The sequence below is a fragment of the Nocardia sp. NPDC049149 genome (assembly GCF_043197455.1).
Taxonomy (GTDB): Bacteria; Actinomycetota; Actinomycetes; order Mycobacteriales; family Mycobacteriaceae; genus Nocardia.
Map to the genome: position 1 here is coordinate 766,423 of NZ_JBICTD010000001.1, position 21,377 is coordinate 787,799.

General features: G+C 65.7%; 19 protein-coding genes. 11 read left to right on the top strand and 8 right to left on the bottom strand.

The genetic code is table 11. From position 1 onward, the window contains the following. Window positions 1-10 precede the first annotated feature (10 nt). Entirely contained in the window at window positions 11-1,228 is a 1,218-nt protein-coding gene (locus ACGFNJ_RS03685; protein WP_393442972.1) for a hypothetical protein, read from the bottom strand. 342 nt (window positions 1,229-1,570) lie between these two features. Here ACGFNJ_RS03685 and ACGFNJ_RS03690 point away from each other — a divergent pair, with 342 nt between their 5' ends. The 3 genes from ACGFNJ_RS03690 to ACGFNJ_RS03700 all read left to right on the top strand — a co-directional run bounded on the left by ACGFNJ_RS03690 (window position 1,571) and on the right by ACGFNJ_RS03700 (window position 4,270). Further along, a complete protein-coding gene (locus ACGFNJ_RS03690) occupies window positions 1,571-2,146 on the top strand; it encodes a TerD family protein (RefSeq protein WP_014989064.1) in 576 nt (191 codons plus the stop codon). Window positions 2,147-2,442: 296 nt separating this feature from the next. After that, window positions 2,443-3,561 carry a DUF475 domain-containing protein gene (locus ACGFNJ_RS03695; RefSeq protein WP_393442975.1) on the top strand — a complete coding sequence of 373 codons (1,119 nt, stop codon included), beginning with the start codon at window positions 2,443-2,445 and terminating at the stop codon, window positions 3,559-3,561. An 85-nt stretch (window positions 3,562-3,646) separates the two neighbouring features. After that, a complete protein-coding gene (locus ACGFNJ_RS03700) occupies window positions 3,647-4,270 on the top strand; it encodes a Tellurium resistance (RefSeq protein WP_393442977.1) in 624 nt (207 codons plus the stop codon). 117 nt (window positions 4,271-4,387) lie between these two features. Here the strand turns inward: ACGFNJ_RS03700 and ACGFNJ_RS03705 are convergent, their stop codons facing one another. Beyond that, window positions 4,388-5,287, bottom strand: coding sequence for a DMT family transporter (locus ACGFNJ_RS03705; protein ID WP_393442979.1), 900 nt, complete (start codon window positions 5,285-5,287; stop codon window positions 4,388-4,390). A gap of 83 nt (window positions 5,288-5,370) precedes the next feature. Between ACGFNJ_RS03705 and ACGFNJ_RS03710 the strand changes: the two genes are divergently transcribed. Continuing rightward, window positions 5,371-5,898: a CGNR zinc finger domain-containing protein gene (locus ACGFNJ_RS03710; protein ID WP_393442981.1), complete on the top strand. Its 528-nt coding sequence runs from the start codon at window positions 5,371-5,373 to the stop codon at window positions 5,896-5,898. A 107-nt stretch (window positions 5,899-6,005) separates the two neighbouring features. Then, a complete protein-coding gene (locus tag ACGFNJ_RS03715) occupies window positions 6,006-6,725 on the top strand; it encodes an alpha/beta fold hydrolase (protein ID WP_393442983.1) in 720 nt (239 codons plus the stop codon). 275 nt (window positions 6,726-7,000) lie between these two features. Here the strand turns inward: ACGFNJ_RS03715 and ACGFNJ_RS03720 are convergent, their stop codons facing one another. Together ACGFNJ_RS03720 and ACGFNJ_RS03725 are read right to left on the bottom strand one after the other, a co-directional pair. Beyond that, the gene (locus tag ACGFNJ_RS03720; RefSeq protein ID WP_393442985.1) at window positions 7,001-10,537 is read right to left on the bottom strand and encodes a BTAD domain-containing putative transcriptional regulator; all 3,537 of its coding nucleotides are present in this window, start codon (window positions 10,535-10,537) and stop codon (window positions 7,001-7,003) included. Window positions 10,538-10,895: 358 nt separating this feature from the next. After that, window positions 10,896-12,281, bottom strand: a complete 1,386-nt coding sequence (locus ACGFNJ_RS03725) for a glycosyltransferase family 87 protein (RefSeq protein ID WP_393442987.1) — start codon at window positions 12,279-12,281, stop codon at window positions 10,896-10,898. A gap of 214 nt (window positions 12,282-12,495) precedes the next feature. On the opposite strand from ACGFNJ_RS03725, the gene rpsF reads away from it, so the two are divergent. The 5 genes from rpsF to ACGFNJ_RS03750 all read left to right on the top strand — a co-directional run bounded on the left by rpsF (window position 12,496) and on the right by ACGFNJ_RS03750 (window position 17,449). Continuing rightward, complete coding sequence (gene rpsF / locus ACGFNJ_RS03730) at window positions 12,496-12,783, top strand: 30S ribosomal protein S6 (protein WP_014989072.1); 288 nt, start codon at window positions 12,496-12,498, stop codon at window positions 12,781-12,783. A gap of 89 nt (window positions 12,784-12,872) precedes the next feature. Continuing rightward, complete coding sequence (locus ACGFNJ_RS03735; protein WP_393442989.1) at window positions 12,873-13,436, top strand: single-stranded DNA-binding protein; 564 nt, start codon at window positions 12,873-12,875, stop codon at window positions 13,434-13,436. 58 nt (window positions 13,437-13,494) lie between these two features. Beyond that, window positions 13,495-13,746, top strand: coding sequence for a 30S ribosomal protein S18 (gene rpsR, locus ACGFNJ_RS03740; protein ID WP_014989074.1), 252 nt, complete (start codon window positions 13,495-13,497; stop codon window positions 13,744-13,746). Between the two features lie 17 nt (window positions 13,747-13,763). Then, window positions 13,764-14,216: a 50S ribosomal protein L9 gene (gene rplI / locus ACGFNJ_RS03745; protein WP_393442991.1), complete on the top strand. Its 453-nt coding sequence runs from the start codon at window positions 13,764-13,766 to the stop codon at window positions 14,214-14,216. Window positions 14,217-14,875: 659 nt separating this feature from the next. After that, a complete protein-coding gene (locus tag ACGFNJ_RS03750; protein WP_393442993.1) occupies window positions 14,876-17,449 on the top strand; it encodes a replicative DNA helicase in 2,574 nt (857 codons plus the stop codon). Between the two features lie 85 nt (window positions 17,450-17,534). Here the strand turns inward: ACGFNJ_RS03750 and ACGFNJ_RS03755 are convergent, their stop codons facing one another. The 3 genes from ACGFNJ_RS03755 to ACGFNJ_RS03765 all read right to left on the bottom strand — a co-directional run bounded on the left by ACGFNJ_RS03755 (window position 17,535) and on the right by ACGFNJ_RS03765 (window position 20,315). Next, a complete protein-coding gene (locus ACGFNJ_RS03755; protein WP_393442995.1) occupies window positions 17,535-18,065 on the bottom strand; it encodes a dihydrofolate reductase family protein in 531 nt (176 codons plus the stop codon). Between the two features lie 469 nt (window positions 18,066-18,534). Next, window positions 18,535-19,587 (bottom strand): hypothetical protein, encoded by a 1,053-nt coding sequence (locus ACGFNJ_RS03760; RefSeq protein WP_393442997.1) that lies wholly within the window; start codon window positions 19,585-19,587, stop codon window positions 18,535-18,537. 317 nt (window positions 19,588-19,904) lie between these two features. Next, entirely contained in the window at window positions 19,905-20,315 is a 411-nt protein-coding gene (locus ACGFNJ_RS03765; protein ID WP_393442999.1) for a Rid family hydrolase, read from the bottom strand. Window positions 20,316-20,392: 77 nt separating this feature from the next. Between ACGFNJ_RS03765 and ACGFNJ_RS03770 the strand changes: the two genes are divergently transcribed. Next, on the top strand, window positions 20,393-20,794 hold the full coding sequence (locus tag ACGFNJ_RS03770) for a winged helix-turn-helix transcriptional regulator (protein ID WP_393443001.1): 402 nt from the start codon (window positions 20,393-20,395) through the stop codon (window positions 20,792-20,794). An 85-nt stretch (window positions 20,795-20,879) separates the two neighbouring features. Here ACGFNJ_RS03770 and ACGFNJ_RS03775 read toward each other — a convergent pair whose 3' ends face one another. Beyond that, window positions 20,880-21,275 carry a DUF4186 domain-containing protein gene (locus tag ACGFNJ_RS03775; RefSeq protein ID WP_393443003.1) on the bottom strand — a complete coding sequence of 132 codons (396 nt, stop codon included), beginning with the start codon at window positions 21,273-21,275 and terminating at the stop codon, window positions 20,880-20,882. Between the last annotated feature and the right edge of the window lie 102 nt (window positions 21,276-21,377).

Below are 21,377 nucleotides of genomic sequence, written 5' to 3' on the forward strand. Positions count from 1 at the left end.
TATCCCACCCTCATTCTCGTCGTGGTCCTGCTTGTTTTCTCATTCGATCCACCACTCCGGCGATGAAGTCGGTGACGGTATCCAGTTCGGCCACGTAGGCCCAGTAGTCGGGGTGGCGCCCCGTGAGTGTTTCGCTGATTCGATCGATCCGGGCGGCCTGTGCGTCGAGCACAGAGCCCCATTCGGTGACGAGCCCGCGGCTAACAGCGAGCATCTGTGCGTCCCGCAGCCGAAATCGTACGGCCTTGGCCTTGTCTTGCGGGTCGGACCTGACCTCTCGCAACAGGGACAACCGCTTCGTTACGGCGTCGACCAGGCGTTCGGCCTCGGTGAGGTACCCGCGGGCGGATGTGGTCAGATCAAGTGCAATCTCCGGGTTGTTCTCCGCCGCTGCCGCACGCGCCCGCGCCAGGGCAGCGTCCGCGGCCTCGATGGCTCGCTGGCTTTCGCGACCATTGTCAGCTAGATCGGCCGAACTCGCAGCATTGAATTCTCGCAGCAACGCCGAGTAGGCAGGCGCGAGTCCCTCCGCCTTGGTATGCGCCGCGGCCAGCCGGGTGGTCACCGAGGCGATCGCGGTCTTCGCCGCGCCCGCCCGAGATGGGGCCTGCGCCAACGCATCTGCCAATACCTTTGTGGCCGCTTCCAGGCGGTTCGCCGCCTCCCGGACGGTCGCTACGGGGGCGTCTCGTTCCGCGGCCTCCAATGTGACCAGAGCCTCATCCACGGTTCCGGCGTGTTCGCGCACCGATGGGAAGCTCGCGAACGCCGACTCGGCGGCCTGGCGGCGCACGCCTGCCGCGGTGATCTTCACCTGCCTGGCAAACTGCGGGACAGTGCCGAGGACGGACACCGCGTGCTCGAGCTGTGTCTGGTTGCCGCGGTAGAACTCGTCGACGGCGCGCGCCGCGTCGGTCAGCTGCCTGGTCACGGCCTCCGCGCGGGCCGGGCCGTCGACGATCGGGGTGTCGTCGCGTTCGGCCTGCTCGAGCAGCTCGGTCAACGTCACGTAGGCGCCGGCCGCGTCATAGCAGCGGCTGCGCACCGGCTCCCAGCGCACGGCCAGTCTGCGGTCGGGGAACACCTGCTCGGACGCGTGCACCGCCGCCTCCGCCGCGCTCTGGCGCTTGTCCATGTCGAGGAACGCCGAGGCCAGCGACCCTCGCGCCTGCTCGATCCATTCGCTGTTCCCAGATGACCGGAACCATCCGCGCCTTCGGCCTACCACGCTCCGATCGTATGCGGATCCTGCGCCTTCGCTGCGGCTAGCGCGATTATCGACGGACTCCGCCCGGCAGCGCCCGTTCTGCGGATCCTGCGCCTTCGCTGCGGCTAGCGCGATTATGGGCGGACTCCGTCCGGCAACGCCCGTTCTGCGGATCCTCCGGCTAGCGCGATTTATCGGCAGACAACCCACCATTTGCGTGTACCCGGTAGTAGGTCTGCCGTGTTCACCCAGCGTTCTGCGGGTTCCTACGCAAGTTCGCGGAAACCTACTACTGTCGTAAGGCGTACCCGGCGATTCGGACATGCTGGGAACCAATGACGGACTATTGAAAGGGAATCCCGCATGGGTGTCAGTTTGTCCAAGGGCGGCAATGTCTCGCTGACCAAGGCGGCGCCTAACCTGACCGCCGTTGCGGTCGGCCTAGGGTGGGATGTGCGGACCACCACCGGTACCGACTTCGACCTCGACGCCAGCGCCATCGCGACCGGCGCGGACAAGAAGGTGCTGTCGGACCAGCACTTCGTGTTCTTCAACAACCTGAAGTCGCCGGAGGGCGCCATCGAGCACGCGGGTGACAACACCACCGGCGAGGGCGAGGGCGATGACGAGGTCATCAACGTCGACCTGGCCAACACCCCGCCGACCATCGAGAGCATCTTCTTCCCCGTCTCGATCTACGACGCCGAGACCAGGCAGCAGTCGTTCGGTCAGGTCCGCAACGCCTACATCCGCGTTGTCGACCGCAGCAACAACAACGAACTCGCCCGCTACGACCTGACCGAGGACGCCTCCACCGAGACGGCCATGGTCTTCGGCGAGCTGTACCGCAACGGTGCGGAGTGGAAGTTCCGCGCCATCGGCCAGGGCTACGCCTCCGGTCTCGCCGGGATCGCCCGCGACTACGGCGTGAACGTCTAAGGAACGCTTCGTGGTTCGAGGGGGCTCGGCAACGGGCCCCCTCGTTGTGCGACCGGTACGCCGGGAACGCCAACGGCGACTGGGCCGTTAGACGGTTAACGCCGACGGTCGCTGTGTCGTTAGATGGTTGACGTGCTGTCATAGCGACGACCGGCAGTACAGTCTGCAGACGATCACAGCTCCGTTGGACATCCGGCGGATCTGCGGCCACGCTGGAAACAGCGGCGCCAACTCGGATATATCAACAGGCGCTCGGGTGGACGGAAGTCCTTCCGACGCAAACGAAAGGTCCCCGCGTGGTCCTGCGCATATTCGGCATGTCCATCATCGTGACGGTGCTGTCGCTCGTGGTTGCGCTGCTGTACGGCGGACCGACCGCCCTGGCACTGGCCGCGATCCTCGGCATCCTGGAAGTCTCGTTGTCCTTCGACAACGCCGTCATCAACGCGACGGTGCTGCAACGGATGAGCGAGTTCTGGCAGAAGATCTTCCTCACCATCGGTGTGCTCATCGCCGTGTTCGGCATGCGCCTGGTCTTCCCGCTGGCGATCGTGTGGATCACCGCGGGGCTGAACCCGGTGAAGGCCTTCGATCTGGCGCTCAACCCGCCGGCAGACGATGCGGCCTACTTCCCGAACGGCGACCCGAGCTACGAGACCCTGCTCACCGACGCGCATCCGCAGATCGCCGCGTTCGGTGGCATGTTCCTGCTCCTGCTGTTCCTCAACTTCATCTTCGAAGAGCGCGACATCACCTGGTTGTCCTGGCTGGAGCGCCCGCTCGCGCAGCTCGGCAAGCTCGACATGCTCTCGGTGGTCGTCGCGTCCATCGGCCTGGTACTGACCGCGGAACTGATCACGCCGGACGACGAGCGTGCCACCGTGCTGCTCGCCGGCCTGCTCGGCATGGTCGTCTACATCGTGGTCGACGGGCTCGGCTCGCTGTTCCACACCGAGGAGATGGCCGAATCGGGTGAGTCGAAGAGCGGCCCCTCCGAGCTGGTCAAGGCCACCGGTAAAGCCGGCTTCTTCCTCTTCCTCTACCTCGAGGTCCTCGACGCGTCGTTCTCCTTCGACGGTGTGATCGGCGCGTTCGCCATCACCGCCGACCCCATCATCATCGCGCTCGGCCTCGGTCTGATCGGCGCCATGTTCGTGCGCTCGATCACCGTGTACCTGGTCCGCAAGGGCACGCTGTCCGAGTACGTGTTCCTCGAGCACGGCGCGCACTGGGCGATCGGCGCGTTGGCGGTCATCCTGTTCGTCTCGATCGGCGTGCACATCAACGAGCTCATCACCGGCCTGGTCGGTGTCGGGTTCATCGGTGCGGCATTCATTTCCAGCATCATCCGCAACCGCCGTGAGAACGACGACGAAGAAGTCAACAGCGAACGAGAGCCCACCCCGGTAGGCTGATTTTCAGCCGAAGACCCATGCGGCAGCGGCCACTCCTGCGGGAGGACCGCTGCCGCTCTCATTTCTCTGGAGGGGGATCGCGCCGATGGCGATCGACAACAACGCCGGTGGGGTGAACCTGTCCAAGGTGACCCTGTCGAAGGCGACACCGAGCATCAACCTCACCAAACCCGGTGAGCAGCAAGGGGCCATGCGGGTGAACCTGAATTGGTCCTCGGGTTCGAAGGGCTTCTTCCGCAAGGCCAAACCGGTCGACCTCGATCTCGGGTGCCTGTACGAGCTCGCCAACGGCAACAAGGGTGTCGTGCAGGCGATCGGCAATAATTTCGGGTCGCTGGAGGGCGAGCCGTATATCCAACTCGACGGTGACGATCGCAGCGGCAGCGCGACCGGCGGCGAGAACATGCACATCAATCTCGCTCGGCCCGAGCTGTTTCGGCGCATCCTGATCTTCGCCTTCATTTACGAGGGCGTGCCGAACTGGGCCGCCGCCGATGGTGTGGTCACGCTGTATCCGACGGCGGGCCCGCAGATCGAGGTACGCCTCGATTCACCGGTGGACGGTGCGCGCTCGTGTGCCATCGCCCTGCTGCAGAACCAGGGCTCCGGGATCACCGTGCACCGGGAAGTGCACTACATCAACGGTGCGCAGCGCGAGATCGACGAGGCGTACCGATGGGGCATGAACTGGCACAGCGCTCGTAAGTGAGCTACTCCCCGATTTCCGGACAGTGGGAACTGGTGGCGGCATCGCGCCCGAGTAGCGTCCGCCACCAGTTCCCACTGTGCTCGAGTCAGTGCGTAACGTGTTCGCGCCGGTGTGGATTCAGCGCACTGCCAGTGCGGGCTGCGGGGCGGTGACGGCGGGGCTCGACGGCTTGCGTGCGGCGAACACCAGACCGATCAGACCGATCGCGAGGCCGACAACGGTCAAGACGCCCACCGACTGACCGATCAGCACCCAGGCCAGGATCGCGGTGACCACGGGAGTGGCGAAGAACAACTTGCCGACCCTGGTCGCATCCCACTGGCGCAGCATCATGTTCAGCAGCAGGAACGCGGCGATCGAGTTCACCAGCACCATCCAGGTGAGCGATCCGGCGAACCGCGTCACGTCCGAGACGTGCGTCTGACCGGTCGCCAAGGCCAGCGCGCCTGCGATGGGTGCACTCACCACCACGTGCACCGCGGTGGACGCCCGTGGATCGACGTCGGGAACGTAGTGCTTCTGGTAGACCGTGCCGATGCTCAAGCCGAGCAACCCGATCAGGCAGAGCACCAAGCCGATCAACGAGAAATTCGACTGGTCGAAGACCGCCAGCGCGACGCCGACGCCGCCGATACCGAAGCCGAACCACTGTCGCGCCGTGACGGTTTCGCCGAGCACTCCGGCAAACAACGCGATGACCACCGGATTCAGGCCCTGCACCAGCGCGATCACCGCGGCGGGCACATGGTTGCCCATCGCCGTGTAGAACGCGCCGAACTGGACCATCTGCATCAGCAGCCCGGCGACCGCGACGTGGCGCAGCCTGCGACCGCGTGGCCAGGTCACGCGCACCATGACGGCGTACCCGGTGAGCAGCACACCCGCGATCGCGTAGCGCCCGAACAGGACAAGCATCGGCGGCGCGGCGCCGACACCGACGATGCCCGCGATGAACGCGCTGCTCCACAGGACGACGAACACCGGCTGCGCGGCCACCGTCATGAATCGAGTCTGCACAGGCCCTCCTGAAATAACCGCCTTAGGTGGTTATCACCGTGACAGGCTTCCACCTAACCTGTCAAGGTGGTTATTATGTGGAGGTGTTCACTTTTGTGAGCGGCAACCTCGCCCTCGACTTCGCGGGAACGGTCAAGGCCCGCACCGGGACAGCCGACGATGGCCTCGGCGCGCCCGCCGATCTCGCCGACTGGCTGGTCGCCGCCGATCTGCTCGACCGCGCCCCCGACTGCGACGCGGCCGCCCTCGCCGCTGCCGTGCGCCTGCGGGAAGCCGCGTATCGCATGGCTGTCGCCAAGTCACGCGGCGAAGCACCCGCCGATGCCGACCGCAAGCTCGTGAACACCGTGGCCAAAGGCGAACTTCCGCAGATCGCCCTCGGCGCCGACGGCACCATCACCCGCTCGGGCACGCCCGCCGCCGCACTCACCGCGATCGCCCGCTCGGCCATCGAACTGTGCGGCAGCCCCGCCTCGATCAAGGAATGCGGCCGTGCAGAATGCACCCGCCTGTACGTCGACGCGTCACGGGGCGGCACCAGGCGCTGGTGCGACATGACCATCTGCGGTAACCGCGTCAAAGGTGCGACGTTCCGCGCTAGGCATACCTAGGCCGCTGAGCTGCACGTTCGGTGGACATTCAGACCACGTTCAGTCGGCTGAGGACGCTGTGGTCGATCGCCCGCGCAGGCGATCGGACCCGAACTTGGAGGAACTGAATGACCACCGCCCCGAATGTGTTGCTCGTACACGGCGCCTGGGCCGACGGGTCCAGCTGGAACAAGGTGATCGAGCGGCTGAGCGACAAGGGTTTCGGCACCGTGGTGGCCAGCCAGCTCCCGCTGCGCGGGTTCGCCGAGGACGTGGCTGTCGTCGTCCGCGACCTCGACGCGCTGACCGGGCCGACGATCCTGGTCGGCCACTCCTACGGCGGCGCGGTGATCAGCCAGGCCGGCTCCGGCCGCGCCGACGTCACCGGGCTGGTGTACGTCGCCGCCTACGCGCCCACCGCAGGCCAGTCCGCGTTCCAGATCAACCAGGAGTTCGGTGAGCAGCTGCCGAGCGGCGCCGACCTGGTCAACATCGGCACGGCCGAGACCCCGGACCTGATCATCGCCCGCGACCGCTACCACGCCGACTTCGCCGCCGACGCCGACCCGCGCGAGGCCGCGTTGCTCGCCGCCACCCAGAAACCGACTTCGGTGCTGTCGCTTGCCGGTTCGGGCGCCGCGACGCCCGCGTGGGAAACGCTGCGGGACAACACCTGGTACCAGATCTCCACGCTGGACGCGATGATTCCGCCCGCCCTGCAGTCCCGGATGGCACACGAGGTGACCGCCACGGACCACATCGTGTCGCTGGCGACCGGGCACGCGTCGATGATCACCGCACCGGACGCGATCGCCGACCTGATCACCCAGGCCGCCGCCAGTCAGTAGTCCACGGGCGCAACGTCTTTCGGTGGACAAACCGACGAAGTGAGATCACAGCGGGTACGGCGACCTCACCAGTAGCCGACCGGGAGTCCACGGGATGCAACGACATTCGGTGGACACCACCAGCTCGGGTGCAGCCGACGAACTGATCGTTCCCGAGTTACGTCCGGGCACAAGAACTTCGGGCCTTCGACGTTCGGCGGACAACCCGCCGAACGAGGAACGGACCGGAAGCGGTCGTCGACCTCACACAGGTCGCCGAACGCGCCGCGCACTCGTCACCCGGCGGGCACCCCGCCGGGTGACGGCGGCGTCGCAGTGCCGAGCAGATCGGCGATGAGTTCGAGATATCTTGCGGCACCGACAGTTTCGGCCAGCGCATGAGCCTCCGAGCGCAGCTCACGTGCGCCGTCGACGTCGCCGTTGTCCTGCCGTACGGCCGCGAGCTCCAGGAGGGCAGGGATCAGTTCGACGGGAGAGTCGTAGCGGCGCAGCAGAGCGACGGCGCGGGCAAGCAGATCCGCGTCCACCCCGTCGGCGTCGGTGGCGGCCAGTGCGCGCAGTGCCCTTCCGACGGTGCCTGGGGTATCCCAGCGCTGTGCCACCTCGAGTTCGGCAGTGGCGAGCTCGCGGGCGCGTTCGTGCTCGCCGAGGCGCACCAGCTCGAGGGCGGCCGAGCTGCGCCACGGGATGTGCGCCGGGTTGGCGATGCCCACCGCGGCGGTGCGCCTGCCGCAGTCGAGGAAATGCGCGACCGCGGCACGGGAATCACCGCGCGCCGCGCAAAGCATGCCTTTCACATGGATGACCACCGTCCACTCCCAGGTCTCCGGGTTGGCGTGCGCGGTCACGCTGTTGAGCCACCGTTCGGCCTCGACGAGTCGGCCGAGACCGAGCAGGGCGTGCGCATACTGGGCGACCAGCGCGAGCGGCGGCCGGATGGATTCGTCGCCGAGACTGCCGACTCCAGGGGCCAGCTGACGCAACGCCTCGCGGTAATCGCCACAGCGCAGCAGCACTTCCGAGTGCAGGACGAGGCGATACACGTCGATGCTGCCGAAGTAGTGATCCTTGCGCTGGGCACTGAGTTGCCTGGCCAGCGCGAGGTCGCCGGTCCACATGGACAATTGGGCGAGTATCCCGACCAGTTGCTGCGGCAACGCATCCCAGCCACGGGCCGGGTCCGGTTCGGACGGGAACCGCGCCAGCGTTGCCCGCGCGGTGTACCGAACGCGGAAGGCGTCGTCCCAGGTGAGCACCGCGGCGGTGATCTGATCGGCGTGCTCGGCCGAACCGTCGGATCCGGGAGCCCCGGCGCCGGGCAGTGTGGCGATGAATTCCTGCCACGTCGTCGCCGTCAGCGCGGCGACCGCCCACGACGCGGCTCGAATGTTCCTGGCCGCCCGCGGATCTCGCGCCGCCGTCGCCGCGTGCACCGCGTCGATCAGCGCCATCGCCGCCGTGGCCTGCCCGTGCGTCGCCAAGGTCCAGGCCAGCGGGATGAGGGCGGTGGGCGCGACGCCGCGGTCACGTTCGCTGGCGAGTGCCGCCTCCAGGTGCGCGCGGGCCGCCGCCGGATTGGTCCACAGTTCCAGCTGGCCGAGCCGGACCAGGATGTCGTCCCGGTCGGCGGGCGCGGCGATCCGCAACGCCACCTCCAGCTGGCGCACCGCGTCGGCGATCATGCCGTGGCGCAGGCCTTCCTCGGCGGCATCGAGCAGCACCACCGTCCAACGGGCGTACGCGACCCCGGTCAAGTCACGCAGGTAGGTCGCGACCTGCCTGGCCGAATATCCGGCGATGCGCGCCTGTTCGGCCGCGGCGACGCGGATGCGGTCCGCGTCTTCGCGGCGACCGAGCCAGCGAATCGTGTTGCCGACCAGCGGATGCGGAAAGGACGGCGGCGAAGCCGTTGCCAAAATTCCTGCGGCGGTGAGCACTTCACAGCGATCGCGGACCACGTCCGCCGGTTCGGTGCAGGCGGCGGCGAGCACATCGATGGTCGGTGTGACGTCTTGCAGTACGGCGAGCGCCGTCAGCATGACGACTCCGCGCGGCGAGAAGCTGCCGAGTAGTCGGCTGATCGAGCGCGAATAGCACCCGTCGGGCAGATAGTCCGGGAGCTGCCCTGGGTCGCGCAGCGTGGCCAGGTCCGTGATCAGCGCACCTGCCAGCAGCGGGATGCTCGCCGTCGCCTGCTGAATGTCGGCGGCCAAGCCGGGCGGGCACTCGGTCCCGGTGCGCAGTGTGTACAGCCGCTCGATCGCGCCGATGCTGAGTCCGCTCAACCGGACGATCGCGACGGCGGGCGGCTCCAGCTTGGCATGCAGATCGAGAATCGCTGGTTCCCACGATCTTTCGTCCAACGCCAGCACCAGCAGCACCGGCATCCTGCGCAACCGCGGCGCCGCGGTGGCGAGTACCCGCGCCGACCGTTCGTCCATCTGCTCCGCGTTGTCGATGAGCACGATCAGTGGACGCTCCGCCGAATCGCGAGTCAAGGTGGCGCACAACGCTTCCGCCACCTGCGCATCGGTGTAGGCCACGGCGAGTCCCGGGTCGCTTTCCCCGGCCAGCTCCGACACCAAGCCGAGAGTCGGTGCGGCACCCCACGGTGTCGACAGGTCGATCCGCCGCGCACCGGGCACTCGACGACCGACCTCGTCGAGCAGTTGCGTTTTGCCGAGTCCGGGCCGCCCCGAGATCACCAGCAGTCCACCACTACCGGCTCCGGCCTGCTCCACCCACGCCGCGATCCGAGTCAGCTCCTGCTCACGTTCGAAGACCACCGGTGCCGCCTGGTCGGGCACCGCGACCGGCTCCAGCCGTGGCGCTGCCACCATGGCGAGCCGATCATCCGCCACCGGCTGCTCGTCGAGATCATTCGAAATGCTCTGTGCACCAGGACTATTTGCTGCATCAGCGGCCTTGCCCTGAGCATCTGACCGGGTGTTGTCTTTGCTAGCGGCCGACGACCTGGCAGCGGTCAGACCATTGCCGGTGGCGCCGCGACCGACCACGACATCCGGCATACCCGCACCGGACAGGATCTGTTCGTGCAGCGCACGCAGCTTCGCACCGGGCTCGACGCCGAGCCGATCCACCAGCAGGGCCCGGGTTTCCCGGTAGACGTCCAGCGCCTCGGACTGGCGACCTCGCGCGTACAACGCGCGCATCAACACCGCCCTCGGGCCTTCCCGCAACGGATGTTCCGCGGTGAGCACCCGCAGGCGATCGATGACCTCATCGGAACGACCAAGTGCGACAGCGACATCGAGGCTGTCCTCGACGACGGCGAGCCGCCGCTCCGCCAGTGCCTCGCGCTGGCGTTGCGCGAACGGGCCAGGCAGCCCTGCCAGCGGTTCGCCCGAATAGAGGGCAAGCGCCTGCGCGTACCGGTCTTCGGCGCGCGCCAGATCACCGGCTTCGCGCGCCCGGCCCGCCTCAGCGACCAACCGGTCGAACACACCGAGGTCGGTCTGTTCGTCCGTGATCCGCAACTGATATCCGCCGTGCCCGGACAGCAAGACGACCGGTGGTGTCCGCGGTTTCCGGTCAGGCTCGAGCACCCGGCGCAGCGCCGACACGTACGTCTGGATCACGCCGACGCCGCTGGCCGGCGGCACATCGTCGTACAGCGCGGCAAGCAGACTCGACGCCGAGACCCACTGCCGCCGCCGAAATGCCAGCACACACAGCACCGCACGGCGCTGCGGCGGGCCGAGCGGAAGGACCTGGTCGCCGCGGCGCGCCTCCACACCGTTGAGCAACGTCAACCGCACGGCGGCAGGCGAGTGCGCATCCGCTTGGTCCATCCTGTTCTCCACCGCCTCGAAATCGCCGTCTGCTCGACGCGGCCAGACGCAGTCGTGCCCAACTCCCGCCGGGTCGAGCGAATGCGAGGCAGCCACCTCATCGATACCACGGGACAGCGCCGCACCTCATGCCCGCGGCCACCCGGCCACTGGAGAGGCGCGAAGACGCGCCCAGTGCGGCCAGCGTAAACGGACAAAAGACCAGACGGAGTGCGCCCCTCCGCCGATCGGTGGCAACCGACGCCCGGCACCGCGCCGCGGGCACGACCTCGGTCAGCTCGCGAGCTGGGCGTTCGGCAAGTCTCGGGCAACTGACGAGGGTGCGGGCAGTGATGCACCTCGCATGGTGGCGCGAGACCTACCCGACCGGGATCAACTCGCCCGGCGCGAAGCGCGGTATGGGTGGCAGCACCGGACGGAAGCCGCGCGGTGCGGCACGCATGAACAGCACGAACAGGGCGACCAACAAGATGGCCCTGCCCCACACCCCGAACTGCACGACCTTCTCGGTCAACTCGAACGGTCTACCGGTGCCCAACGCATAGAAGTACCGGAACACCCCGATCCCGAGCGCGGCGTCGGCGACCAGATAGGCGCCGATCACCGCCCACGGCACCTCGAGCAGCACGAGGAACGGCACCAACCACAGCGTGTACTGCGGCGAATGCACCTTGTGGAACAACAGGAATCCGCACAGCATCGCGGCGCTCACCCCGACCCACGGGAACACCCCGGTCGCGGTGTAGCGCTTCCAGCCGAGCCACATGGCCAGCGCGAACGCGGCGAGCACCAGCGTCGGCGACGCGACCGACACGATCTGCTGGAAGGACGACTCGCTCTCGGTGTCCGAGCCGAACAGCGGCCGAAGTCCCCAGTACCAAATGGAATTCGTGGTGATGTCGGCCTGACGCAACTGCTGGAAGGTGATCGACGCGCGCCAGCCCTCGTAGCCGGCGAGCGCGAACGGCAGGTTCACCGCGATCACGGTGCCGATCGCCGCACCCGCGGCCAGCAGCGCGCCGCGCACATCGAGACCGCGCTCGTCCGGATCACGCTCGACACCACCGGTCAGCACGTACGCCAGCAGCGGCAGCACGAAGATGCCGGGATACAGCTTGAAGCAGAAGCCGAGACCGAGCAGCACCGCGGCCAGTATTCCTCTGGTGCGCAACGAATATCGGGTCAGCGTGGCGACCACGTACACCGCGGCGACCGCCATGCACACCACCGGAAGTTCCCAGTTGTGGAAGGCGTAGAGCACCAGCGGCGGTCCCGCCGCCCACAGCAGCGCCGCTCGACCGGCGAGCCTGGCCAGCATCCAGGCGGTCAGCAACGCGAACGGCGCCAGCAATAGCGCTGAGTGCTGCAGGAATTCGGCGTCGTTGTCCGCGCCGAGCGCCCCGAGCCACATCAGTGTGCCGCTGAGCACCGGATATTCGACGGCGCCACCGACAAGCGTGCCGTCGTCGGTGATGCCGCCATGGACATAGGGAAAGACGTGCTCGTTGATGTCGCGGCCGAGCCAGAGGAACTGGATGTCGGAATAGCAGACGTTCGAATCCTTGGTGGTGTCGAAGATCGAGCTTCGCCCCTCCGCGTCGAACGGCGCTCCCGCGCAACGCGCCTTGTTCGCATACCCGAGCGCGAGCGTGAGCCCGCACAGCACCAACACCGCCGCCGCCAGCGCTACGCGGCGGGTCACGCGGCGCGCGAGCAAGTCGCGAGTGGCGAGTCCGGTCGACATGGGGACCACCCTAAGCGGCGCAGGCATCGCTTGCCGGTAACTCTCGTGCGAATATCGGCGCGACGTCCGGCGTCCGACGGACCCAGCGCTCTGCTCGGACCTGGTTTCGCTGGTCATCGGGGGGTCAGGTAGCCTGTTCGGGTTGCTGACGCAACGACCCTCCTGCCACGGACCGTCCGTGGCCGTTTCCTAGTCCACAGGAGGTGATTGGTCCGTGCGTCATTACGAAGTGATGGTCATTCTCGATCCCAGTCTGGACGAGCGCACCGTTGGTCCGTCTCTCGAGACGATGCTCAACGTGGTTCGTACCGAAGGCGGCAAGGTCGACAAGGTCGATATCTGGGGCCGCCGCAGGCTTGCCTACGAGATCGCCAAGCAGGCCGAGGGCATCTACGCGGTGGTCGATCTGACCGCGGAGCCCGCGACCGTGAGCGAACTCGACCGCCAGCTCGGCCTGAACGAGTCGGTGTTGCGCACCAAGGTTCTGCGCCACGACAAGTAGTCCCGCAAACCTCGATTGCGTCGGAGTCTGTCTCTAGGCTCTAGCGCAACAGCGAGACGCGGACTGCAACCCCGAGCAGGAGGAACCACATGGCAGGCGACACGGTCATCACCGTCATCGGAAACTTGACGGCCGACCCCGAGCTTCGATTCACGCCCGCGGGAGCGGCGGTGGCCAATTTCACCGTCGCGTCGACTCCCCGGATGTTCGACCGTAATTCGAACGAATGGAAAGACGGCGAAGCCCTTTTCCTGCGCTGCAATATCTGGCGCGAGGCTGCGGAAAATGTCGCCGAAAGCCTGACCCGGGGTTCCCGAGTCATCGTGAGTGGGCGGCTGAAGCAGCGCTCCTACGAAACCGCTCAGGGTGAGAAGCGCACCGTCGTCGAGCTCGAGGTCGATGAAGTCGGCCCCTCGCTGAAGTACGCCACCGCGAAGGTCAACAAGACCAGTCGCGGCGGCGGTGGCGGCGGTGGCGGCTTCGGTTCCGGCGGCAGCGGTGGTTCCGGCGGCGGAGGCAACTTCGCACCGGCCGGCTCCGGTTCCGGTGGTGGCGGTGGGCGTTCCGGCGGTGCCGAGGACGACCCTTGGGGCAGTGCGCCCGCGGCAGGCTCCTTCGGGGGCGGCCGCATGGATGACGAACCGCCGTTCTGATAACGGCACTCATAGGCCCACTTCGCGTGGACCATCAATGATTACGGAGTAAAAGACCATGCCTAAAGCGCCCGCGCGCGAAAAGGTGCTCAAGAAGAAGGCTTGCGCATTCTGCAAGGAAGCCAAGTCCGGAATCGTCAACATCGACTACAAGGACACGGCACTGCTGCGTAAGTACGTCAGCGATCGCGGCAAGATCCGCGCCCGCCGCGTCACCGGCAACTGCGTGCAGCACCAGCGTGATATCGCGGTTGCCGTCAAGAACTCGCGTGAGGTGGCCCTGCTTCCTTACGTGTCGACGGCTCGCTGAGTAAGGGAGGCACGCAAATGAAGTTGATTCTGACTGCTGACGTGGACAACCTCGGTGCGCCCGGCGACACCGTCGAGGTCAAGGACGGCTACGGCCGTAACTACCTGCTGCCCCGCGGCCTGGCGATCGTTGCCAGCCGTGGCGCCGAGAAGCAGGTCGCTGGCATCCGTCGGGCGCAGGACGCGCGCAAGGTGCGCGACCTGGACCACGCCAACGAGCTGAAGCAGGCCATCGAGGGCCTGACGGCGGTCTCGTTGTCGGTGAAGACGGCGGGCACCGGCAAGCTGTTCGGCTCGGTGACCCAGGCGGATGTCGCCGCGGCCATCAAGTCCGCAGGCGGACCCGTGCTCGACAAGCGCAGCATCGAGCTGCCGAAGTCGCACATCAAGTCGGTCGGCAAGCACGGCGTCGTGGTGCACCTGCACCCGGACGTGGTGGCCAAGTTCGACCTGCAGGTCGCTGCCAGCTGACGTAATACCCACCGCTGAGGCCACTCCCGTGTTCGGCACGGGAGTGGTCTTCGGCTGTGCGATTCTGCCCACCTTTTCTGATAACTGATTGTTAGCGCGGTGGGCAGCCTTGCCATACGGAACATTCTCGGTTAATCGTCGCTGGTCATCGGGGTCATATTCGAGCGGCCTGTGGATTAGTAGAGAAACCGACCGGTGGCAATGTGATTCAGTTCATAGCCGTCACCCGTGCTGTTAACCCAACACGCCCGGCTGTTCAACTTGACCGACACGCCGCGACTTTATTAATCCACACGTGGATAGATCGAGAAATCGATATCTATCTGCGGGTTCTGGCCGGATGACCTGGGTTTTCCCCAAGTAGTACACAGGGGGTGCACACGGTTAGGTGAACAGTCCCCAACTTATCCACAGGTGTGTGCACAGTAGGGTTTGGCGACCACCCGCGAGGTCGCCTAGGTTCGTCGCTACGACGTGAACACGGGGCCGAGAACGTCCGGAATCCGTGGATTTCACAACGGTAGCTGGAAGCCGCAGGTGGCACCAACCATCGCGCGGCAGGCCGTCGCTGCCGCTGCGGCAGACGTGTCGTAGCCCGAGAGTAGAACCAGTCATCAATAGGGTGAGCCCGGTGGGTGGAGAGAGGACGGTCGAGTCGCATGGCAGTCGTCGATGACCGCGGACACGCGAACTTCCCGCCCGAACCGCCCGGCGAAGATTTCGGGCGCCAACCCCCGCACGACATGGCGGCCGAACAGTCCGTGCTCGGCGGCATGCTGCTCAGCAAGGACGCCATCGCCGACGTCATCGAAGTGCTGCGGCCCGGCGACTTCTACCGTCCCGCACATCAAGCCGTCTACGACACCATCCTCGATCTGTACGGTCGCGGCGAGCCCGCCGACCCGGTCACCGTCTCGGCAGGCCTCGACCGCCGCGGCGAACTCAAACGCATCGGCGGCCCGCCCTACCTCGTCACCCTCACCCAGACCGTCCCGACCGCGGCCAACGCAGGCTTCTACGCCGAAATCGTCGCCGAGAAGGCGATCCTGCGCCGCCTCGTCGAAGCAGGCACCCGCATCGTCCAATACGGCTATGCGGGCGCCGACGGCCAAGACATCGCCGAGGTCGTCGACCGCGCCCAGGCCGAGGTCTACGAGGTCACCGAACGCCGAACCACCGAAGACTTCATGCCGCTCGAGGAACTCCTCCAGCCGACGATGGACGAAATCGACTCCATCGCCAGCCGCGGCGGCATCTCCCTGGGCGTCCCCACCGGCTTCACCGAACTAGACGAACTCACCAACGGCCTCCACCCAGGGCAGATGATCATCGTCGCCGCCCGACCCGGAGTGGGTAAATCGACGCTCGGTATGGACTTCATGCGTAGTTGCTCGATCAAGCATGGGTTGGCCAGTGTCATTTTTTCGCTCGAGATGAGTCGCACCGAGATTGTGATGCGGCTGTTGTCGGCGGAGGCGAAGATCAAGCTGGGCGATATGCGTTCGGGGCGGATGAGCGACGACGACTGGACGAAGCTGGCGCGGCGGATGAGTGAGATCAGTGAAGCGCCGCTGTTCGTCGACGATTCGCCCAACCTGACGATGATGGAGATTCGGGCGAAGGCGCGGCGGATGAAACAGCGCCACGACCTGAAACTCGTTGTGGTGGACTACCTCCAGCTGATGACCTCCGGCAAGAAGGTCGAATCCCGCCAGCAGGAAGTCTCGGACTTCTCCCGAAACCTGAAGCTGCTCGCCAAGGAACTCGAAGTTCCAGTGATCGCGATCAGTCAGCTGAACCGTGGTCCGGAACAACGAACCGACAAGCGACCAATGGTGTCCGACCTTCGTGAATCGGGTTGCTTGCCTGCCTCGACACGAATCCTGCGGGCCGACACCGGTGGCGAGACCACGCTCGGGGAGCTGTTGGCCAGTGGCGAACAGCCGCTGGTGTGGTCGCTGGATGAGCGGATGCGCATGGTTGCGCGTCCGATGGTGAAAGTTTTCCCCAGCGGACGCAAGGAAGTGTTCCGCCTGCGCCTCGCCTCCGGACGAGTAGTCGAGGCCACCGGCAACCACCCGTTCTTGACCGTCGACGGCTGGATCGCGTTGGAGAAGTTGGCGATCGGCGACCGGCTGGCCACACCACGCCTCGTCCCAGAGCCCGTGCAGACCACTCGGATGCCGGAAGCCGAAATCATCCTGCTTGCGCACATGATCGGCGACGGCTCCTGCGTCAAACGGCAGCCGATCCGCTACGCGAGCGTCGACGAAGAAAACCTCAGCGCAGTCACCGAAGCCGCCACCCACTTCGGTGTCACCGCGGCACGCGACGAATACGCGGCCGCCCGCGTGACCACGCTGCGCAGCTACGAAAAGTTCGTCCCGCAACAGATTTTCGCGCTGCCCAACGACCAAGTCGCACTCTTCCTTCGCCACCTGTGGGCAACGGATGGCTCCGTGCGCTGGGACGCCGAGGGTCGACAGGCGCGGGTGTACTACGCGTCGACCAGCCGCCGCCTCATCGATGACATTGCGCAGCTACTGCTTCGAGTCGGTGTCCACGGACGCATCAAACGGGTCACCAAGACCGGCTATCGAGATTGCTGGCACCTGACCATCGACGGGGCGGACAACCAGACCGTCTTCCTGCAGGACGTCGGCGTCCACGGCGCTCGCGGACAGGCCGCAGAACTCGCGTTGGCCGAACTGGCCCCGATGGCGCGCAACACCAACGTCGACACGGTTCCCAAGGAAGTCTGGACCAAGGTCCGCGGCCTGCTCGCCACCAAACACATGACCCACCGTGACTTCTCGGCGGCCATGGGCTCGCGCTTCTGCGGCTCCACGATGTGGAAGAAGTCGCCGAGCCGTTCCCGCCTGGCGCGGGTTGCCGCCGTCCTCGAAGACGCCGACATCGAGATGTTCGCGACAAACGATGTCTTCTGGGACAAAGTCGTCGAAATCACCAGCCTCGGTGCGCAAGATGTCTATGACGGCACCGTTCCCGGCACGCATAACTTTGTGGCCCAAGGCATTTCAGTCCACAATTCGCTGGAACAGGATGCCGACATGGTCATCCTGTTGCATCGTCCGGATGCGTTCGAACGGGACGACCCGCGTGGTGGTGAGGCCGACTTGATTGTCGGCAAGCACCGTAATGGTCCGACTGCCACCATTACTGTGGCGCACCAGCTGCACCTGAGTCGGTTCGTGGACATGGCGCGAGGCTGAGAGAGCGATCTCGAGCCGCGCTTCATAATCACATGATCGATTTCGTATCGACTTCATGTGTGAAGCGCGGCGTGAGACAGCATTATCAGTGCTGCCGCCGCACTCGATAGACGATCTCAACCGCCCCACCGTCCAACGTCCGAGAACTTTCGAATTCCAGGTCGGTCTGCGGATTCAGCGAGTCGGTCAGGCGCATGCCGTTACCGACGAAGAACGGCAGAACCACGAGTTCGATTTTGTCGAGAACACCGAGGGCGCGATAGGTCTCGATCGTGCCGGGACCGCCGATGAGATGGACATCGCCACCGCGATTGGCCGCGCGGATCTTCTCCAGTAGCCGCACCGGATCGTCGTCGACGGTGACATCGCCGGGGGTTCCCGCTGGCCGGTGTGAGCCCAGCACGAAGACCTCCAGATCCGGCCAGGGCCAGCGATCGGCGGTGAGCGCAGGTTCGAAGGTGGTGCGGCCCATCAGAGCGGCCTCGCAGGTCCGCAGGAAGTCGGCGATGCCGTGACTGCCCGGCCCGTGCACCGGATCGATGACCTGCGGCGGCCAACCGTCCGGTGTCGTCACATAGCCGTCGGCAGTCATACACAGGCGAGCCAGGATCTGCACGAGTTCATCCGTTCTGTCGAGTAATAGGGCAGACGAGGCCTACCGTCGATATTCATCGGCGGTAGGAGGAAGAGCCTGACCAAGGTGACGACGTACTCTCTGCTCGGGCGGGGATGGATGATCTGGCAATAGGCAACGGTATGGGACGGCGTAGATATCTTCGATGTCTTCGCCGTCCCAGGCGTTGGTATCGTTAACGCTTGTCGTGAAGAGATCCCCAGAGCCCGAACGACATCCGATAGTCGGTACGTCGGCTCCATGGGCGATGGCGACGTGCAGGTTGTGTGGGATTCTTCGCTCAGAGGTTTCGCGCTGACAGGAACGGTTGCGGTTGTGAAAGAGCCTCGCAGTGCGGTCCTCCTCGAAGCCCGGCAGAGGTTCGATTCGGGCGACTTTGCCGACGGACAGCTTGCTGAGATCGCGCTGTGGAATCTTCGAAATAAGTGACGTATAACCTCTTCAGACCCCGCTAGGGCCTCTCGAGTAGATAGCCGTTAGCAATGGCCTGCAAGCGGCCGTTGCGCAGAGTGGCAATGGCGGCGCAGCTCGCGTCGGCCATGTGCGACCACCGCTGGATCCGAGTCTCCAAGACATTAACGGTCTCGTGGTCGCCGAGAAGCCCTTGGACATGTAAGACCCAGTCATCTTTGGCCGGATAGCCGGCCCGCCCCCATTGGGCGAGCAGCCCGCGCCCGAATCCGGCCAAATAGAGGGGATCGACGACTTGGATGACGTCGCGGACTCCCGCGTAATAGTTGCCGGGACGGCACATCATCAACATCGATACGAAATCGACGCTCGCCGTGATCGGCCAAACGTCGTGACTTCCGTGCCGCCGCAGCTTCGGCAAGCGGTCCAGATCCATCCACTGCCGCGGTTGGGGAATTCGGCCGGGCAAGAGCAGGCGCGGATCGACGTCCAGGATGGCATCCACCGCAGCTGGTGCTGCAGGGTGGTAGGCCGCGGCCGCGGCTTGAATGCGCCCGCGCTGCCCGGCCGCGGCCAGGATTCGAAGTGCGCGTTCGGCAGGCACTCGATCCTTGCCACTCCTCGACAGCGCGACCGCGATGAGATCTGTTGCTGCTGTATCGAAGTGGCGGTCGAACCAGCCGATGGCTTTTGCGGTGCGGCGAGTGCCGCTGTTGAGCCATCGTGCCCAGAACACCGACACAGCGGTGCCGTCGATCGGTGCGAGGATGTCGAGAAACAAGGGGTTGTGCTGCACGGCTGAGAAGACGAAATCCAGTGCCTGCACCCCGAACCTCCCCAACAGTCGACGGAGCGTGGCCACGTCACCGCTGAACCGACACGGCTTGAAGGTTCGCAGATGCGGGAGCGCGAGTTCGTCGGGGGCGACGGCCAAGGCACTCACCAGCGGGTGGGACATCCGGGGATCAGCAAGATCTCCGAGGAACGAAGCCGCCTTGATGCGCCACAATTCCTCCGAGCCCAGGGGAATTTCAGCCCATTGTTGCCGCTCGCCCGGTTGCCATTCGAGAGTCAGCGGGCGGTTCGGCGCCATCCGGGTCAGGATCGTGCGCGGCGGATGACGCCGCGGCCGCCATGGCGGGTTTGCCAACACGGCTGGCAGGTCGTCTCGACCAGCATCAGGGCGCTCTGCGGCAGATCGGGCCAACGCTCATTCCTGGGAATAGTAGGAGTGGGAGACGCCTTCGGTCACAGTCCCACTCTGCCCGCCCTGCCGGAACTCGATTTCCCATCCGCAGGAAGGACTGGGGATCCTACAAGCGGATTGTCGCGCCGCGGAGTTCTCAGGGTGTTTGGTGGTGACGTGGCGGGTCCGCCACGTCACCACGGTCATGAGGCGGGGTCTGGAGCTCAGTCGAGCACGGCGAATGCTTCTATCTCGACGAGTACGTCGGGCTCGAAGAGGTAGTCGACGCCGATCGCCGACAGGGGTGGCAGCGGTTGTGGTAGCCCGAGTTCTTCTGTGACGCGCTCGATTCCGGCGACGAAGTCGGCGTACTTGTCTGGGCTCCAGCTCGTGACGAAGAAGCGGAGACGCACTACGTCGGCGAAGGTTGCGCCGGCGCCGGCGAGGCCTAGGGCGGTGTTGCGCATTGCGTGCGCGACCTGACCGGCGAGATCGCCTGTGGCGACTGGATTGCCGTCGGCGTCGCGGGCGATCTGGCCGGCCACGTGCACGTGGCGAGTACCTGTGCTGATCGAAACATGGTGGTACGGAACAGGAGTGAACATGCCTTCCGGGGTCAGCAGCTGGACTGCCATGGGTGTCCTTTCACTTTCGGAGTAGGTATCTGATGTCTACCTGGTACTCCAAGGACACTTCAACGAGACTAGGTTTCATGCCGGAAACCACTCCGCCACCGTCGGACAGCCCTCAGCTCACCGAGCAACACCGCGAACTGCTCGACCAGATGCTCGACAAGTGGTCACTGCAGATCCTCGACGCACTGTGCGAGGGAGGGCCCTTGCGGTTCAACGAGATGCGTCGAACGATTCCCGCCGTGACGCAGAAGTCACTCACCGCCGCACTCCGCCGTCTGGAGCGCAACGGGATGGTCGAGCGCGTCGTCACAAGCACGCGACCCGTCGCCGTCGAGTACCGCCTCTCGTCCCTCGGACGGTCGTTGCAAGACCTCATCGACGCACTCCTGCGATGGACCACAACCACACTGCCGGACGTCGAGCGCGCACGCGCACGCTTCGACGACCAGGTGCAAGCCGAAGAAATACGATCGCTTTGAAGCCGGCGGCGTCGATGATTCTCAGGTCGTATTCTGTTGCGCCGAAGACGAATCCAGATGCGTGGTGCGCACCGGAGCCGAGGAACTACGGCGGTGGGGATTGGGGGGCGTACTGGTTCGCGATCCATCGGCAGATCGCTTCCACGACGTAGCTGCGTTCGGCGGGGTCGAGCGCGTGCCCGGCGGGGATGTGGTGCCAGCGAGCGAGGCAGGTGCGGCAGCATGTGGCGGTGGCGTGCTGGGCGACGAAGACGGGGTGACCGCGGTAGGGGGTTTGGCGGCCGTCGTTGAGTGGTTCGGCCGGGGCTAGTCTGCGGGCGATCAGGTCTTCGGCGTGTTTGCGGACGGTGGTGATGCCGCGCAGGTCGACCACCGCGCGGTCCCGGCCCCGCAACCGGAATTTCGCGCGAAAGGGCTGCTGCCCGATCTGGTGCAACCTGGTGTCCAGCTCGTCCATCACCGCGTCACCTCCGTATCCCATGCTGCTGAGCTTCGCATCGGATACACGACATCCTGTGTCGGGTATTCCCGAAAGATCTTCGTACGCGCGCCGGTCGGGTTGCGTCGGCGGCGTCGGATATCC

Coding starts and splice junctions, on each gene's coding strand:
- ACGFNJ_RS03765 (WP_393442999.1), bottom strand. CDS start 20,315: ATGGCAGTCCAGCTGCTGACCCCGGAAGGCATGTTCACTCCTGTTCCG.
- ACGFNJ_RS03690 (WP_014989064.1), top strand. CDS start 1,571: ATGGGTGTCAGTTTGTCCAAGGGCGGCAATGTCTCGCTGACCAAGGCG.
- ACGFNJ_RS03700 (WP_393442977.1), top strand. CDS start 3,647: ATGGCGATCGACAACAACGCCGGTGGGGTGAACCTGTCCAAGGTGACC.
- ACGFNJ_RS03720 (WP_393442985.1), bottom strand. CDS start 10,537: ATGGACCAAGCGGATGCGCACTCGCCTGCCGCCGTGCGGTTGACGTTG.
- ACGFNJ_RS03750 (WP_393442993.1), top strand. CDS start 14,876: ATGGCAGTCGTCGATGACCGCGGACACGCGAACTTCCCGCCCGAACCG.
- rpsR (WP_014989074.1), top strand. CDS start 13,495: ATGCCTAAAGCGCCCGCGCGCGAAAAGGTGCTCAAGAAGAAGGCTTGC.
- ACGFNJ_RS03760 (WP_393442997.1), bottom strand. CDS start 19,587: ATGGCGCCGAACCGCCCGCTGACTCTCGAATGGCAACCGGGCGAGCGG.
- ACGFNJ_RS03770 (WP_393443001.1), top strand. CDS start 20,393: ATGCCGGAAACCACTCCGCCACCGTCGGACAGCCCTCAGCTCACCGAG.
- ACGFNJ_RS03775 (WP_393443003.1), bottom strand. CDS start 21,275: ATGGGATACGGAGGTGACGCGGTGATGGACGAGCTGGACACCAGGTTG.
- ACGFNJ_RS03725 (WP_393442987.1), bottom strand. CDS start 12,281: ATGTCGACCGGACTCGCCACTCGCGACTTGCTCGCGCGCCGCGTGACC.
- rplI (WP_393442991.1), top strand. CDS start 13,764: ATGAAGTTGATTCTGACTGCTGACGTGGACAACCTCGGTGCGCCCGGC.
- ACGFNJ_RS03715 (WP_393442983.1), top strand. CDS start 6,006: ATGACCACCGCCCCGAATGTGTTGCTCGTACACGGCGCCTGGGCCGAC.
- ACGFNJ_RS03735 (WP_393442989.1), top strand. CDS start 12,873: ATGGCAGGCGACACGGTCATCACCGTCATCGGAAACTTGACGGCCGAC.